A 16,836-nucleotide genomic window follows, 5' to 3' on the forward strand; every position below is an offset into this window, starting at 1 on the left:
AATTGACAATACAATTTTAAAACAAAATAATGCTAAAAACTTTTCGTCTTTTGATTAGTAGTGGCTGTATTTTGATCTTTATTTATTTGATCAGCTATTTTTGAGCAAAATATTGGTATAATCAACGACTATGATGTGAATTTTAAAAGCGAATCAGGTTTTCGAAACAGTGAGTATCATTTAAAAGTGGTTATTTTGAGGATATGATCAGACCAGCCACTACCGACGATGCAACTCAGGTTGCTCCCCTTTTTATTCTTGCAATGGGGCATATAGCGGGAATTTTTGCCAATTCGGACCGTTACGAGGATGCAATTCCATTTTTTGAAGATTTTTTTATCAGGAAAGGAAATCAGTACAGTCATGAATTTACACTGGTATGTGAAGAGGAAGGCGTCGTGACAGGATCTGTAACTGGTTACGACGGAGCGCTGTTGCATCTGCTCAGGCAACCCATTCTGGATCAGCTCCGAAAAACGAAACCTGATTTTTCGCCGGATGATGAAACCGAAGCAGGCGAATATTACCTCGATTGTATCAATGTTCATCCCGATCATCAGGGAAAAGGCATTGGTAAAAAACTGATTCATGCATTTTGCAACAAGGCGCAATTGCTGGGATATAACCGTGTGGGGTTAATCGTCGATCTGGACAACCCGCGGGCTAAAAAATTTTATGAAAACCTGGGTTTTAAGGTTTCAGGAATTAAAGCGTTTATGGGACATCGTTATTTTCACATGGTGAAGGAGGTGGTGTAAATTTTTTTTGGAAATACACAGCAGACGAAAGTGTTCTGCACAGCATTTTAATTACGACAGGAGGGGCAGGTACAAATTTCACTGTGGTGTTTGTTAGCGTTTTTGTGGTTCAATTGCCTTGTAAATGGAGGGTCTGTAAATATTTTTTACCAAGAAATAAATATTTACAGACCCTACGGAAATATTCATTTACATTGTGCAAAAATCACCCCAAATAACTATAACATATGAAGTTAGCTTTACGATTCATTGCAACTTTGTTACTGTATTCCTCAGTGACTTATGCTCAAAATGCCGTTCAGGGAGAACTGGATGCATTTGTCGCCAAAACCGGAGCAGCCCCGACCATTGACAGGGCTACTTCTTCTGTCAGTTCGTTGAGATTTCCGGAATCAAGACCCCTGAAACTCACTGGAGGTACATTGCAGGAAAAAGCCCTTAATTTTATCAGTCAGAACTCCGGCATATTTGCCGTTCAGTCTGGTAAAGATGGATATAAGGTTAAGGAAAGCAAAAAAGACAACTACGGGATGGAACATGTTGCTCTGCAACAATATGTTAGCGGAGTGCCTGTGTTTGACGGCGTGCTTAAATTCCATTTTAATAAGGCAAATGATCTTTCTTCGCTCAATGGGAATTTTATCAAGGTTGAGAAGTTGAATACAAGGCCAACCATTAGTAAAGAAGTTGCAGATGCTTTGGCCATTAAAATGGTCTTGTCCCAAAAAACGAGGGAGTTCAAAGATCCGCCGAAGTCACCCTTAAAAGTTAACAAAAGCACGCTCTACGTTTTTCAAAAAGGGCTTGCACAGGGGTACGAAGGACGCAAACATCTTGTGTATGAAGTTGAAGTACGTAATGATGCCGATGTGCGAGAGTTCCTTTACATTGATGCACACTCAAAAGAGTTGGTTGAGCAATTTGCGGGAATGCACGAGGTTCTGAATCGTGAATTGCGTACTTATCCTCCGGGATCAACTACATCCACAGTACCAACTGTAACCTGGGTTGAGGGGCAGGCCTTTCCGGGTGCATTGGATACCTGGCAACAGTCAGAAATTGTTTCTGCGGGCCAAATTTATCATATGATGAAAAATGCCTTTGGTCATGTATCTTATGATGATAATGACGCAAAAATGATCACCACGCACAATAATCCGGGCATCAGTTGTCCCAATGCGAACTGGAATGGCGTAACAGCTAACTATTGTGTAGGCATAGCTACTGACGATGTTGTAGCCCACGAATGGGGGCATGCCTACACCGAATACACAAGCGGCCTTATCTACGCCTGGCAGGCGGGAGCGCTCAATGAGGCGTATTCGGATATATGGGGAGAAACAGTGGATCAGCTTAATAATTATTTTGATGGCGGGGAAGGCATAGCAATGAGACCTCCTTCTGGTGGTGACTGCCCGACAGTGGCAACCACGTCAAGATGGAGAGTGGGTGAGCAGGCAACCTCCCCGAATGGGGCGATACGAGATATGTATAATCCAAACTGTTTTAACGATCCCGGGCGTGTTCTGGATCCGATATATTATTGTACGACCGGGCAGCCTACGAATTCCAATGATCAGGGTGGCGTGCATATTAACTCCGGCGTTATTAATCATGCTTATGCATTGCTGGTAGACGGCGGCACCTACAACGGGCAAACCATTACTGGGATAGGCCTTACCAAAGCCGCCCATATTTTCTGGTATGCGCAGGCTAATTTTATGGGTAAAACAACTGATTTTGCAGCTCAGGCTGATATTCTGGAAGCGGCGGCACAGGCTTTGATAACTGCAAATGTGAACCTGCCGAATCTGTCTACTGCTGACGCTCTGCCAACATTATCAGGGCAATTTATTAGCGCTGCTGATTTGGGACAGTTGCGGAAAGTACTGCTGGCAGTTGAGATGAGAGCTGAAAATACCTGCGGATACGCCCCTTTACTGAAACCTGTAGCGACACTTTGCGCAGGAGCCAACACTCCACTGTTTTCCTACAATTTCGAATCTGGGCTTGGTGTTGGTCCTGATGCCTGGACGGTATTAAGCACGCCGGTTGACAACGCGACCTGGTTTACTCGTACGTGGGTCTTAAACAGCGCTGCACCTGATAACCATCCGGGAAATGCAATTTCGGCTATAAACTATCCCGGAGGAGATTGTGCTGGTGATAACGAAAGCGGAGTAATGAGCGTGTTAAGCCCCGTAATGGCCATACCAGCCGGTGCACCGACGGATTTGACTTTGGCCTTTGATCACTACATTTCATTGGAGTCGGGATACGACGGAGGTAATGTTAGATATAAAATCGGAGCCGGAGCGTGGATACTCGTGCCCGCTTCTGCTTTTGTTGCAAACGGATACAACCAAACTTTGGTTACCACTGCCGGAGGTAATACCGATCCACTTGCCGGGCAGGGCGCATTTTCAGGAGCTGATGCGGGATCGGTATCAGGTACATGGGGACAAAGCCGCATCAATCTGACGGCTCTGGGAGTAGATCCCGGAGAATCAGTTCAGTTTCGATGGGATTTGGGTACTGATGGTTGTGGTGGCTGGGATGGCTGGTATCTTGACGATGTCCGCATTTATTCCTGTGCTGTTCCAGGCGTTCAATTTGTGACCACTACAACAATCGTGAATGAGGCGGAAGCTGTAAACCCTGGTCCCGGGTCTGCTGATTGTTTGCCTTACCTAGAAAAGATCGTACAGGTGAAAATTAACCAGGCTCCCACAGCACCAGTTACAGTGACTTTCAATACGCCAACAGGCACGGCTACCTTGGGAGCAACAGCTGATTATTCCTTCTCGCCAGCCTCTGTCATTCTTCAGGCAGGTTCTTTAATGCAGGATGTAACGGTACGAATATATAACGATGTGTATGTAGAAGGTCAAGAAACGGCTGTGTTGTCATATACATTGTCAGGTGGGAATGGAATTCCGGAAAGTATAAATCAAATCCATACAATAACCATTCAGGATAATGAATTTCTACCTGGTGTTAACACCGTTGAAGTTTTGAATGCCAATTTTAATGATAAGGCTTTGCCACCAGGCTGGTCAGGAGGTAATATTTATCCAGATGACTGGGCTGTGGTATGGGGAGAGAATCCTAACTCCGTTTTCCTGGATACGAACATGCCGGAGGGGCAACCATTCTTAATTGCCGATAGTGACTCTTATGGTGATGGAGAAAGAACATGGAGTATTGAAACCGCTCCTTTCAACACTTCGGGAATGACATCTTTAAATCTTTCATTTTTAGAAGCATTCAGGGTGTACAACGCAGCAGGTGATTTTGCTGAGAGTGCCAAGGTTGACGTATGGGATGGTGCCGCATGGCATAATTTGTTAACTCATACAGAAGCCTCAGGTACATCCGGTGCCTACGGAGCCGCCAACGCACAAAATATTGCCATCCCAATTGTATATGCCAATGCGGCAATGAAGCTTAGATTTCAGTACACAGCAAATTGGGATTATTATTGGGCATTGGATAATATAAAGGTTACTGGTCAGTTCCCTACACAAATATCTACCACCGTTACTGCCCCTCCCGATGAGCAGTACCTCGGACCATTGGCAACGGCTTATTTTTACGATCCCATATCGAAAAACCTGATTGCAAAAATAGAGAACCTAACCACGCATGATTATGGCTGTACCTCAGTACAGATAGATAGGGCAGGTACAGGTTCCGAAGAATGGGTTGCTGCTTATAGGATTACCAAAAAAACGGTTAAGGTGACTCCCTCCAACCCGAATCCGGCAGGTGAGTATAATATAACACTCTATTATACAGATACTGAATTGGGAGCTTATCAAGAGTCGATTACTTCGATGGGTAAAAGTGAAGATGGTATCACAATTGATAATACTGGTGCGGGTTCTTTTGCCGAGATACAGGTAAGTTCGGCGTTTAACACCGATTGGGCCTATACCGCTAAATTCACTTCGGGCTTCTCAGGATTTGGATTGTCCAATGCTCCACCTGTGGGCAGTTTGCCGGTGACGCTGGTTAAGTTTGAAGGAAAGCATAGTTCAGAAGGAAACCTGCTGAAGTGGGCAACTACTGCCGAAGTAAACAGCGACTTCTTTGCCGTGGAACGGGCCTCCGATGTCAAAAAATTCTCGGAGATTGGCAGAGTGGCTGGTAACGGAAATTCGGCCATCACCAACAATTACACCTTTACGGATAGTAAATATGGAAGAGGGCTTAACTATTACAGACTCAGGTCGGTGGATAAAGACGGCTCCCTTGCCTACAGCAAAATAATAGCCATAGATGCGCATAACTCCAGGGAAACCAAGTCCTTTCCCAATCCGGTACAATCGGTACTTAGCATTGAGCTACCTGATGTGGATATGAAGCTGGTTACATTAAAGGTCATTAATGTTTCGGGGCAAGTGGTGATTGAGCAATCCAAGGTTAAAGCCAACGGAGGCGTTGTTACGCAGGATATGTCGAAGCTAGGAACGGGCGTGTATCAGGTGGTAATATCGGATGACAAAGCGAGTTATAATTTCTCGGTATTGAAGTTATAGTGTCGTTTTTCTGAAAATTGTAGAAGAGATGTTTTTAAAGTTCCGGCTTTAAGAACATCTCTTTTTTAGTAGGAAGTTTTAAATGCTCATCCGTATCACTGCTATCATGCAGAATTGAAGCGTTTCTCCGGAACTTGTAAGGCAGACTTAGTAGGAGTAGTTCAACCATGGCTCTGTAAAACCCGCCCTGTTAGCAAAAAATAACGCCCGATCTCGAATTGTGATCAGGCGTTGTATTACATAATGAACCTTTGTCTACTTTAATTTTGCCTGTATGGTTTCAAGCCACTCTGATATTTCTATTGCCGACTTATCTTTATTCTGACTTTGCCAGTCGCCGGTTTCACTTAATAAAATGGGCACATAAGCTTCCTTTTTGGTGTCATACTGATATGCGTAAAAGTTGGTTTGCCCCATATCATTGCCCCCTGCAATACGTTTTGTGAAGTCAGTGGTGCTGATTTTAGGTATTTTTCCAACGAGAGCTTTTAGCTCCGTAACATCAACTTTCAAATCAGTCGCTATGGTTTTGGATATGTTTTCTTTTATTTGAGTCGAGGTCAGCAATCCTTTGGTATTCGTTGCTTCGTTCCAGGCAGTTGGGTTTTTGTAAGTTCTTACCGCACCTGCGTTGTCCACAATAAATCCTTCGTGCATGCTTGCCCATGCCTGGTTGCTATGAGCTACTTCAAAATAGATTTCCTGACTAAGAATTAATGGCTCGTCTGTGGAAACCATATCCTGTTCCGTACAGCCGCCTATAGCAACAAGTAAGATCAAGGGTAAGTATATCTTGCTGATTTTCATTTTGATATTAATTTACACATAAAGATATAAACAAATCGTTGCATTACAATTATGCATTTTTACGAGTTATTATGAGGTTGAACTATTTCAAAATAACTGAATATGAGTTTATTATAAAACCTTTTGAGAATCTTGAAAATTACCTTGCAGCACAATAAAACGCAAGACTGATTTTTACCTAAATTGCTTCTTTAAAATTTTTAATAAATACCTGAACCCAATGACACAACGCAGAGATTTTATAAAAAAGAGTACACTTGCTGTGGCCGGAATGGCAATTTCAAACTGGTCTTTCGCTAAAAACGCAGCTGATTTTCCGGTAGTTCGTACGTCTGCTGATAAGCGTAGTTTTACCAGTGCAGCGGTGGAGGCTACGATTGTCCGTATGAAAAAGGTGATCAAAGATCCGGAGCTCGCATGGCTTTTTGAGAACTGTTTCCCTAACACAATTGATACAACAGTTCATTACAAACCCATTGACGGCAAGCCGGATACCTTCGTAATTACAGGCGATATCGATGCCATGTGGCTTCGCGACAGCACTGCGCAGGTTTGGCCATATCTGCCGCTTTTAAAAGAGGATAAACAGTTGAAGGACATGGTTGCAGGGCTGATCAACCATCAGACAAAATGCATCATCATCGATCCGTATGCCAACGCGTTTTACGACAGGCCGAAGAAAAGTGAGTGGACCACCGATCACACGGAGATGAAGCCAATGTTGCATGAAAGAAAGTGGGAGCTGGATTCACTTTGTTACACCATTCGTTTGGCATACCATTACTGGAAAACGACCGGAGATACTTCCGTATTCGACGACGAATGGCTTAAAGCAATGCGGCTTGTGCTGCAAACGTGCCGGGAGCAACAACGAAAGGAAAATCGTGGTCCTTACAAGTTCGGCAGAACCACGGCCTGGTCTACTGACACGGTGCCCGGTAATGGATATGGAAATCCGATCAAGCCAAACGGATTGATTGCCAGTACGTTTCGTCCGTCCGATGATGCTTCTCAATACCTGTTCTTCATCCCTTCAAACTTCTTTGCAGTGGTTTCTTTTAAGCAGGTAGCCGAAATACTTGACAAAACTGGAAAGGACGCTAAGTTATCTGCTGATTTTAAGGCTCTTGGAACAGAGGTTGATGCAGCATTGAAGAAACATGCCGTATACAATCACCCGCAGTTTGGTAAGATATATCCTTTTGAAGTGGATGGTTTTGGTAACTATCTGCTGATGGACGATGCCGGTATTCCCGGACTGATCAGCATGCCTTACCTGGGAGCGATGTCGGTGAAAGATCCTGTCTATATCAACACGCGGAAATTTGTTTTAAGTGATTCAAATCCTTATTTCTTCAAAGGAAAAGCAGGAGAGGGATTAGGTAGTCCGCATACACTTGTGGATCAGATATGGCCTATGGGAATCATCGCACGTGCTATAACTTCAACCGACGACAAGGAAATAGAAGCGCAGCTGCGTTTATTGAAAACGACGCACAATAACACCGGTTTTATGCATGAGTCATTTGATAAGGACGATCAGGCGAAGTTCACCCGAAAATGGTTTGCATGGGTAAATACGCTGTTTGGTGAGCTGATCCTGAAACTGGAAAAAGAGCGTCCGCATTTGTTGGCGAAGGTGTATTAAGTCGTTGCGGGTTGTTGAAGGTTACACGGAGGCGCACAGAGTTTAAAGGGAGAGCCACAGAGAAATATAATAGAACTCTGTGGCTCTGTTGTATTTTGTGCCACGGATACACAGATTTACACGAATGTATTTTAGATTTTTATCCGTGCATTGGTGGCAACTTTTGTTGTGGTGAGAACTGACTATGCTCTTTGTTGCATTTACTCTTTTGTTTCTCTACGTAACATAAAGATTTGGCGGCATTACATTAATCATAAATATTATATAAATTGATCTAATATTGATACTGTATTTGCCAAATTCATCAACTCGTTATCATGAAAATCAGGTTGTTTTTACCCCTCATCTGTCTGGCAATGGTTTTTCAGACATGCAAAAAATCAGAGATACAAAAGGAGCAGCCAATTATTGAAATATCGAATCCGGAAGAAAGGGATTTCCTCAAAACCGTGAATGTGAAAGGAGCTCTTAAAGTGTCCTGGGATACTACCACCAGTGTAATCCAGGTTTTACTTCCCGAAAGTTATACGGATAATATTGTATCTCTGGATCTGACCTTCCATGACGGTGCTAGTTTACAGTATTATGAGGGAGATACATACATCACAGAAAATAAAGTTGGTTTTATTTTCAAAGGGGCGCGACCGGTAGATTTTACGATTAGGAAAAAGACTGGCGAACGTTGGTTTGCGAAAGATTATAAGGTTTATGTAGAGCACCAGGGTAAACTCACTGCCGAAATCACATCACCTTTGGAGATGCAGGCAATTTATGGAGAATCAAGATCAACTATATATACACAAATCAAATTATTGTCTGGTGTTGGAACAATCCCGGAGCGACCAGAAGATTTAAAAACACTTAGTGCAGGATTGGCAGATTTAGAAAAAAACATAACTGTCAAAGGATCAGCTTATGCCAGTCATTTGGACTTCCCCAATGCTCAATCATTAATTGCATCATCCAAACTTTCGGTAAGCCTTATGTATGGTGATAAAATTTTCACTTTCCCCAATACGTATCAACCAGTAAGGGGGGATGTCAGAGCTGGAATGCATACTTTTTCTTTTTTTGCAAAAAAGAAAGCTATTGAAATCTCTGGCGGGTATTTCATAAATGGTATAAAGTATCAGGTGAAAATGGAAAATGATTTTGTCAAGGAGCCGATTTGGTTGAATGCCGAGGTCCAAACACCAGCTAATTTAACTTTTGTAATTCCGGAAGGAGTGACTAATGGAGATTATCTTTTTAGTATTTACGAGGGCGAAAACTTGCTTTCAAGTACAAATTTTTTAGTCTCAGATGAGAACCTGCCTGTTAAAGGTATAGGGAAATTATGGACAGAAAAATTAGAATATCCGTCAGGTTCTATTCTGTTTAAGGATTCAAAAAGAGTGAGTCTTAATAAAGGACAGGTTTTTTATGCAGACCCCAAACCCTGGATTTATGGAGACTATTATAAACCTTGGGATCCAAATAAAAAAATGCCTGATTTGGAATTAAAGAATAACAAAAGTGTAATCGTTATTTCTGCCAAAACCAATGGAGATCCATCATATGCTGACGCAAGTATTCCATTGTATTATTGTGAATATAAAATTCCTGCAGATATTGTCTCAGGAAATTATGAGGCTCGTATGATCTATGAAAACGGAGAAAAGTCTGCTCCCTGGTGGGCTTTGGTGAATATTAATTAATTTTTTGGAAAAGAAGACGGAATACAAAAGAGTATAAAATTCTTTGTATTCCGTCTTCTTTTTCCGTTTCACAAAATCAGGGAATCCTATAAAACACCTTTCTGAACAGCAACTTCCGTTTCAACGAGGCTGCTTTGGGAAATAGCTTTCTGCACCTTTTTCTTCCTTTTCTTTTTGCGTCCCAGCCAGATGATGATGCCTGTAACGGGCAAGCTGGCGGTTATAAGTGCGGCAATAAATGCGATGATCTTGGTAGGCCAGCCAAGCAAACTTCCTGTATGAATTGGAAAAACTACCCTTCTTGCTTTAAAACCGGGCGTCTCGTTTTCGTATAGCCGGGTTGATATCAGCGAGCCGGTGTTTTTATCAAAATAAAGAAAGCTCACAATGTTGCTGATCGCGGCTTCATCATCCGTTTTGGCAACGGTAATACTCAAACTGTCCGTATCAAGCGTGGTGAAAGTTACTTTTCCGGTGTGAGAACGAAGTTGGTCGGTTTTGTTGAGTATTTGCTGATAATGTGTAACGCTTGCTGCCGACGAAATCAGGTTTGAAGGTGCTTCTCGTTTTTGCTGAGGTTTGCCGTCGAAGGCAAGATAGATGAGATTATTTACCCATTTGTAGCTCCACACCAATCCTGTTGAAGCGATCAGGAAAACAAATGGCAGTGCATAAAAACCAAAAACCGCGTGTAAATCCCAATTGAGCCTTTTAGGTGATGCATCCCATTTAACTTTAAACCGCTGTTTTCTGTTTTTGCGACCAGGCCACCAGAGCACCAGTCCGGTGATCATGATGACTAAAAAGCATATACATGAAATACCAGTAATGATTTTGCCTGTGTCGCCCATGCATAAATACCGGTGCAGGCGTATCACCACTTCGAAAAAAGTATCGTGTTCCTGGCGGCTACCCGTGATTTTACCAGTGTACGGATCAACAGCTACAGACAGCAGCTCCTTTTCACTTTTTCCTTGTTTTAGACCGAAAACGACTGTCCGGTCTTCTTCGGGTTCGACAATGATTCTGGAAAGTTTGTTGTTCGGATATTCAGTGGAAATGACTTGTGTCAGGCTGTCAAGAGACAAACGTCCGGAACCGGAGGGTACACTTGTAATGTGAAATGATCTATTGATAACCGGTTCAAGTTCTTCTTCAAAAACGAGCAGACAGCCGGTAAGAGCCACTATAAAAACCACAAGGCCGGAGGAAACCCCCAGCCATAAATGCAGTTGCGAAGCAATGTTCTTCAATATTTTTTTCACAGGTATTGCTTACAAATTGAATGCTAAAAAGTATAGGAAACGGTCGCCATAAAATTACGTGGTGCTCCCGGGAATAATCTCAGGTAATCATAGCCACCCACCCAATAGGTTTTATTCGCCAGGTTGTTCAGATTGACCTGAAACTGGAATTTTTCGATTTTATAGTAAATACCTCCGTTCAGAACTACATAGCCAGGCAAAGTTTGCGTGTTGCTTAATGATAAATTACGTTCTGTCACAAAGTTACCTCCAATAGCTAAACCAAGTCCGTTGATGCCTCTGTTTGTAAATGTATATTTTGTCCAGATACTACCCTGATTTCTAGGAGCATTTGGTTTCTGCATGTTCACCAACACCTGATCAATTGCTTTCGTACCTGCATCTGTAACTTTTGCATCGTTGTAACTGTACGCTACGATCAGGTTCCAGTTTGGCAGGATGTTGCCGGTTACATCAAATTCAACACCTTTTGCCTGTTCTTCGCCTATTTGTTGCAACAAATCCGGGCGTCCGTCAACATTGGCATTGTAAAGTGTATTGGTTTGGGTGATGTTGTAAACTGAGAGGTTTGCTGTAACGCGTCCGTCGAACCACTCCGATTTTACTCCACCTTCAATAAGACTGCTGCGAACAGGATCAAAAGGTCCGCCTGCCAATGGATTTACCTGGATGGCGGCATCCTGTGGATTGTATCCTTTGGTGTAGGTTCCGTAAATATTGATGTTTTTATTAACCGTATACACAGCACCGATCCGTGGCAATAAAGCATGCTGGGTCACATTTTCTTCATTATTTGTGGTATATCCTTTTTTGTCGATGTAGGTATCGTAACGAAGTCCAAGCAATATTTGAAGACGGTTAATCTTCACCTGTTCCTGTAAATACAAACCGTGCAACTGGTAAAATACTGGTGTTGTAGCCGCATTTGTAACTAAGTTATAAGTGTATTTGCTTAGATCTTCCATCTGGTTATTCTGCAACGTCAGATCGTAGTGAGTGATATTTGGTTTTGGAATGCTTCGGGTTATACCATTTGCCGTATAATTGTAAAACACGTATTTTTCAGGTGTGTCCTTATTGTAATTTGCCGCACCTCCTGCTTTGAGTAGATAACCATTGGCAGTCTGTTGACCGGATCCTTTCGGCGTATAGGATTGAATGTAATCGTAACCGGCAACCAGTTTGTGTTCTGCTTTTCCGGTATTGAAATTGTGGTTTACGAACATGGTTACGTTGTCCATAAACGATTTTGTCTTGCGAATAAAAACCTGTCTTCCCACCAGATTTGGCACAGCCGCGCCCGTTGAATCCACGCCATTTACATTGCTGCTTCTGTGTTCAAGTAAATCTTCGTTGTAACCTGTACGCAGATAGGCAACGTTTAAAGAAGTGTTTTGGGTAAACTGATGGTTGAGCGATGTCGTGATCAGATACGTTTCTTCATTCAAATAATCATTCACCGCATTGAGTGAGGTTTTAATTGAGCTCGAATAAAGGTCATTGCCTGCCACAGACTGTCCTCGATCCAGCCGGCTTTTTGAGTTGTTGTATACGAGGTCAAAGTTGATGCGGGTTTTTTGTGTTGGCAGGAAAGAAACAGATGGAGCAATGATGATGTTTTTGTCAAACTGCATATTTCTGAATCCCTGCGCATTTACATAACCGACATTTAGTCGGTAGAGGAGGGTTTTATTTTCGTTCATCGGACCTGTGAAGTCTGCCAGTGCGCGCAGCGTATTGAAACTTCCTGTTGTGAATGACAGCGACTTCCTTGGCGTCATCAATGGTTTTTTGGTAACCCTGTTAATGGTTCCTCCAGGCGAAGTATTTCCGTACAGAGCCGATGCTGCACCTTTTACTACTTCAACTCTTTCAAGGTAATTTACGGGTGGTTGTTTCCAGAAACCAGAAAACGTACGTAATCCGTTGAACAGCTGTGTAGTACTGCCCCCATTCATTCTGAAGCCACGGATTGTAAGGTCATCATAAAAGGTAAACTGATTCACCCCGCTCATGTTTTTGACAGCGTCGCCCATCAAAAACGTTCCCTGGTCGTGCATCACTTCCTTTGTAATGTATGAGATCGCCTGCGGTACTTCCCTGATAGGAGTTGCCGTCTTACTTCCGATAAATGACAGATCTGTTTTATAATTCGACTCCAAATTTCCGATCACATCCACGGTTTGAAGAAGGCGGGCGTCTTCAACGGCTTCGAGTTCAACAGTTACAATCTGGCCTTCTGCGAGCAATACCTGTTTTTCAATACGTTTGAATCCAATACCGGTACCGATGATCTGATAACTGCCTGCTTCGAGTCCTGTAAACACAAATTCTCCTGTTTCGGAAGTAACCGTTCCTTTTCCTGTCTCTTTGAGAATGAGGTTAATAAGTTCTACGGGCTGATTATTTTGTGAGGTGATTTTTCCTTTGATCTCGGCCGTTTGTGCAAATGCAGAAAAGACCAGTGACGAAAGAAGAAACGTAAAGAATATTCTCATTGTCTGAATAAAATTTTGCTGAATTGGGGAGCAAAAGTAGTCTTATTTAGACTAATGCAAAATAATATAGAGAGAATTTTTGTGTAAAAAATAAGTCACTTTTGGTTATAGGAATTTGATTTTAAATTGTTGCAATAAAGAGTGTTGGTAGCTTCGATTTTCATTTCGGAAAGATCTAATCTGAACAGGTTTTTTGAGTGGTGATGTTATAAGTTAATGTGTGCTAGGTGACTTTAAATGATCTTGTTAGTCCTATTTATCTACTAACCTTCCTGTTTATGAAAGCGTCTATAATTGTTTCTGCTCTTTTTTTAGTATTCACATTAAGTTCTTGTAGCAAATCAAAAAAGGAAGATATTTCTCCATTCACCAATGAAGTTGACTTCGAAGGAAGAAAAATATCATTGGAAGATGGCTTGATTGAGGACTATGGCGCATGGGAGAAGGAGTATAATCTGGAATTTTACATGCTTGATGATAAGATAACCTATAATCCTGTAACGAAAGAGGTGGAAGATGTTTCCATGTCTTTTCTTATAGATCTGGATCTGTATAGTGGAGGAGATCAATTTACAAATGGCAGATATACAATCGTAGATTCCACCGGCCAAGAAGAAAAGAATTCTGGATATGCCTATGTATTATTCAGTAAGGACCAGAAAAAACATGCTGATGCCTTAGATTTTGAGGAATTTGAGGCAATTTCCGGCTATGTCGATGTGAGTGGTAAGGCGCCTTCTTATGAAGTGTCTTTTAATCTTATGCTTGAAAATGGAAAGACTTTAAAAGGAAATTATAATAATGGGTTTGTAATCGTTAAAATTGAATAGCTACTTTTTATACTTAAATGGGAGAAAGCTTTGACACAGGATTCTTTCTCCCATTCTTGCCTAAATATTCGCCTTAATAAACGACAGTCCGTCACGCATCAACTGCTCTTCCGAGTCGAACATTTTGCGCCATATATTGGCTACCGGAAGTTTTGGGCTGAATGCTTCAATACTGATCCAGCCATCATACTTAATGTCTTTGATAGCTTTGAAAATACCATCCCAGTCTACATTTCCTTTGCCGGGTGTAGAGCGGTCGTTTTCTGAAAGCTGAATAAATGAGATCCTATCTCCGGCTTTACGCATGGTATCGCCTATATTCTTTTCTTCAATGTTTGCATGAAAAGTATCGAACATAATCTTGCAGTTTGGATGATTTACTTCATCAACAAACCGGATCAGTTCATCTCCGCAGCTTGTCAGGTATAACTCGAAACGGTTCAGATATTCCAAACCCAGTGTAATGTCCAGAGATTCAGCATAGTCGGCAACCTCACGAATTCCTTCAATTCCCCATTGCCATTCCTGCTCGGTTGCTGGTTGTCCGGTGAAAACACCTAATGCGGAATGATAAGGGCCCATAAGCTTGGTTGCACCCAAAACAAGCGAGCAGTCCAATGCGCTTTTAAGATGATTGATCGTTTTCCTGCGCATCTGCGGATCGGGGCTGATCAGGTGGGTATCCGGACCGCAAATCGTATCCGTTTCACAGGCAAGACCCAGCTCGTCCAGTTTTTTGCGGAAGCCAAACCAGTGCTCAGGATTGGTGTTAAAAATGGGGACTTCTACACCGTCAAAACCAATTTCTTTAATTAATTCAAGGGTTGGAAAAAGACTTTCATCAATTTGATTCCCCCACAAAAGGAGGTTCATACTGTATTTCATCAATATCAATTTTGAACGGTTAAAGCCGTGTGGCTGCACCGTAGTTACATAAATGGATTTAGTAGCATTTGCCCGAAAGCGAACTAACAGGCTTTTTTGTACAATTTTACAGAAATAAAATGCTAACCATATAATCTCATTTGATTAGTATTGACTAAATATTGATTTTGTAATCATGTTATGGTCGGTTTTTCTGGCAAAATAAAGTATGCCGGGCAAAATAAAACCGGATCATGCTCGCGATTCGGTTTTATTAAGAAAGTTGAAATAGCTTTGTTTATCGTGCTCTGCTAAATATCAGCTGGCTATCATTATTATAAAATAGGATCAGGCGGTTGTTCGATTTGAGGTCGTACAGGTTTACCTGCGGCAGAGCGTTTACGAAAAGGTTGCCCCATGATGTTTCTTTTCTTTCTGTTCCGTCACCACCAAGGTGAATGGCATTCAACTGAGCGGTTTCGTAAAATCCGGTGAGGTAATTGGTAGAAGATGTTGCTTCCAGGTCGCCCTTCTCTTTAAAAGTTAAGCTCACGTCGTACATGCCATTCTTTTTTGCAGGTCTGTGAATGGTATCCCTTTTCTGAACAACGCTCTCGAGTTCCCATTTTCCGGTAATTTCTTTGTCACTAACAATTGTTGTTGCGGTTTTTCCACAGCCAGCCAAAATAGCAGATAACAGTAAAACTGTCCATAGCTTAAAGTTTCTCATAAAATGCATATTTCTGACCAATAAAAGGATTGTGTTCTTCAATGTTCACATGGGTTAACGCGTCACGTTATATCGTTTCTGACAAGTAAAAATGATGCCAGAATCTGCATTGTTTCAGTTTTAGGGTAGAATAATAACGATTTTTCTGCCTTTTTCTTTTGCGAATTATTTATTCAGAATCTGTATAAATGCCGTTTAAGAGATATACGCAGTCCTGAAAGTCTGTATTTTAAAATAACTAAAAAAATGCTAATTGCGCTATATTTTGATATATATTTGTATTGAATTCAATATTTTTGATCAAAATAAAGGTGTGATATGAAGGCGCCCATCCATAAAAATATAGAAAGCCAGGTGAGGACAGTGACCGTTCAGGAATTGAAAGAGTCGCATTTTGACCCCAATTGGCATTTTCATCCGCACTACCAGCTGTTCACTGTGATGGAAGGTACAGGAAAGCGATTGATAGGCGACTCAATTCATACTTTTGAACCAGGCGATACGGTTTTTCTGGGACCGGATATTCCACATTTATGGAGGAGCGATTCTGATTATTTTCTACCGGATTCCGGGCTGTCTACACATGGGATCGTGGTTTATTTTCAGGAGGATTTTTTGGGAAAGGACTTTCTGGACAGGCAAGAAATGCTTGGACTAAGGCAATTGCTGATTGATTCAAAAAGGGGAATTGCTTACAAGGGAGCGTTAAGAGATCACGTTCGCTCAGAGCTGGTCGGAATGATGCATGAAGAAGGTTTTCAAAGTGTGCTTCGGTTAATGACATTGCTGCACAAATTGTCTCAGGAGGAAGGCGGAACGCCTATTGCCAGTTACGGATATGTGAACACTTACAAGATTTCGGAAACCGAACGGATGCAAAAAGTGCATAGTTATGTGTTGCAGCATTTTGCGCAGGAAATTCGCTTGGGGGATGTGGCATCACTGGCAGGAATGAGTGAAGCTGCATTTTGCCGTTATTTTAAGGCAAGATCCAATAAAACCTTCATTGATTTCGTGAATGAGATCCGGATTGGTCATGCCTGCAAACTGCTTTTGGAAGACCAGTGGACCATTGCACAAATTGCCTACGATAGCGGATTTGATTCTCTATCGAATTTTAACAGAAATTTCAAAAGGTACATAGGGCATACACCGAGAGAGTATAAGGGGAATTATTGATCAGAAATATCTTGTGACT

11 protein-coding genes are annotated in these 16,836 nt (G+C 41.9%); 6 read left to right on the top strand and 5 right to left on the bottom strand.

Going from position 1 to position 16,836, the window contains the following annotated elements:
* The first annotated feature begins 203 nt into the window (after positions 1-203).
* Positions 204-758, top strand: coding sequence for a GNAT family N-acetyltransferase (locus tag LZG71_RS24670; protein ID WP_233824982.1), 555 nt, complete (start codon positions 204-206; stop codon positions 756-758).
* A gap of 227 nt (positions 759-985) precedes the next feature.
* On the top strand, positions 986-5,299 hold the full coding sequence (locus tag LZG71_RS24675) for a M4 family metallopeptidase (protein WP_233824984.1): 4,314 nt from the start codon (positions 986-988) through the stop codon (positions 5,297-5,299).
* A gap of 255 nt (positions 5,300-5,554) precedes the next feature.
* Here LZG71_RS24675 and LZG71_RS24680 read toward each other — a convergent pair whose 3' ends face one another.
* Positions 5,555-6,106: a hypothetical protein gene (locus tag LZG71_RS24680; RefSeq protein ID WP_233824986.1), complete on the bottom strand. Its 552-nt coding sequence runs from the start codon at positions 6,104-6,106 to the stop codon at positions 5,555-5,557.
* A gap of 220 nt (positions 6,107-6,326) precedes the next feature.
* On the opposite strand from LZG71_RS24680, the gene LZG71_RS24685 reads away from it, so the two are divergent.
* The gene (locus tag LZG71_RS24685) at positions 6,327-7,754 is read left to right on the top strand and encodes a glycoside hydrolase family 125 protein (protein ID WP_233824988.1); all 1,428 of its coding nucleotides are present in this window, start codon (positions 6,327-6,329) and stop codon (positions 7,752-7,754) included.
* Between the two features lie 455 nt (positions 7,755-8,209).
* Complete coding sequence (locus tag LZG71_RS24690; RefSeq protein ID WP_233824990.1) at positions 8,210-9,451, top strand: hypothetical protein; 1,242 nt, start codon at positions 8,210-8,212, stop codon at positions 9,449-9,451.
* A gap of 86 nt (positions 9,452-9,537) precedes the next feature.
* Here LZG71_RS24690 and LZG71_RS24695 read toward each other — a convergent pair whose 3' ends face one another.
* Both LZG71_RS24695 and LZG71_RS24700 read right to left on the bottom strand, forming a co-directional pair.
* The gene (locus LZG71_RS24695) at positions 9,538-10,716 is read right to left on the bottom strand and encodes a PepSY domain-containing protein (protein ID WP_233824992.1); all 1,179 of its coding nucleotides are present in this window, start codon (positions 10,714-10,716) and stop codon (positions 9,538-9,540) included.
* A 23-nt stretch (positions 10,717-10,739) separates the two neighbouring features.
* On the bottom strand, positions 10,740-13,214 hold the full coding sequence (locus tag LZG71_RS24700) for a TonB-dependent receptor (RefSeq protein WP_233824994.1): 2,475 nt from the start codon (positions 13,212-13,214) through the stop codon (positions 10,740-10,742).
* 278 nt (positions 13,215-13,492) lie between these two features.
* Between LZG71_RS24700 and LZG71_RS24705 the strand changes: the two genes are divergently transcribed.
* Positions 13,493-14,044, top strand: a complete 552-nt coding sequence (locus LZG71_RS24705) for a hypothetical protein (protein ID WP_233824996.1) — start codon at positions 13,493-13,495, stop codon at positions 14,042-14,044.
* Positions 14,045-14,104: 60 nt separating this feature from the next.
* On the opposite strand, the gene LZG71_RS24710 is transcribed toward LZG71_RS24705, so the two are convergent.
* Both LZG71_RS24710 and LZG71_RS24715 read right to left on the bottom strand, forming a co-directional pair.
* Complete coding sequence (locus tag LZG71_RS24710; protein WP_233824998.1) at positions 14,105-14,929, bottom strand: sugar phosphate isomerase/epimerase; 825 nt, start codon at positions 14,927-14,929, stop codon at positions 14,105-14,107.
* A 277-nt stretch (positions 14,930-15,206) separates the two neighbouring features.
* Positions 15,207-15,638, bottom strand: coding sequence for a hypothetical protein (locus tag LZG71_RS24715; RefSeq protein WP_233824999.1), 432 nt, complete (start codon positions 15,636-15,638; stop codon positions 15,207-15,209).
* A 318-nt stretch (positions 15,639-15,956) separates the two neighbouring features.
* Here LZG71_RS24715 and LZG71_RS24720 point away from each other — a divergent pair, with 318 nt between their 5' ends.
* On the top strand, positions 15,957-16,817 hold the full coding sequence (locus tag LZG71_RS24720) for an AraC family transcriptional regulator (protein ID WP_233825001.1): 861 nt from the start codon (positions 15,957-15,959) through the stop codon (positions 16,815-16,817).
* The last annotated feature ends 19 nt before the right edge of the window (positions 16,818-16,836 follow it).

Origin of the sequence: Dyadobacter sp. CY312, assembly GCF_021390535.1 — a bacterium.
Classification (GTDB): Bacteria; Bacteroidota; Bacteroidia; order Cytophagales; family Spirosomataceae; genus Dyadobacter.

What these genes read in the sequence shown, in the direction of transcription:
- LZG71_RS24700 (WP_233824994.1), bottom strand. Translation starts at nt 13,214, where the DNA reads ATGAGAATATTCTTTACGTTTCTTCTTTCGTCACTGGTCTTTTCTGCA.
- LZG71_RS24670 (WP_233824982.1), top strand. Translation starts at nt 204, where the DNA reads ATGATCAGACCAGCCACTACCGACGATGCAACTCAGGTTGCTCCCCTT.
- LZG71_RS24715 (WP_233824999.1), bottom strand. Translation starts at nt 15,638, where the DNA reads ATGAGAAACTTTAAGCTATGGACAGTTTTACTGTTATCTGCTATTTTG.
- LZG71_RS24720 (WP_233825001.1), top strand. Translation starts at nt 15,957, where the DNA reads ATGAAGGCGCCCATCCATAAAAATATAGAAAGCCAGGTGAGGACAGTG.
- LZG71_RS24710 (WP_233824998.1), bottom strand. Translation starts at nt 14,929, where the DNA reads ATGAAATACAGTATGAACCTCCTTTTGTGGGGGAATCAAATTGATGAA.
- LZG71_RS24675 (WP_233824984.1), top strand. Translation starts at nt 986, where the DNA reads ATGAAGTTAGCTTTACGATTCATTGCAACTTTGTTACTGTATTCCTCA.
- LZG71_RS24685 (WP_233824988.1), top strand. Translation starts at nt 6,327, where the DNA reads ATGACACAACGCAGAGATTTTATAAAAAAGAGTACACTTGCTGTGGCC.
- LZG71_RS24680 (WP_233824986.1), bottom strand. Translation starts at nt 6,106, where the DNA reads ATGAAAATCAGCAAGATATACTTACCCTTGATCTTACTTGTTGCTATA.
- LZG71_RS24705 (WP_233824996.1), top strand. Translation starts at nt 13,493, where the DNA reads ATGAAAGCGTCTATAATTGTTTCTGCTCTTTTTTTAGTATTCACATTA.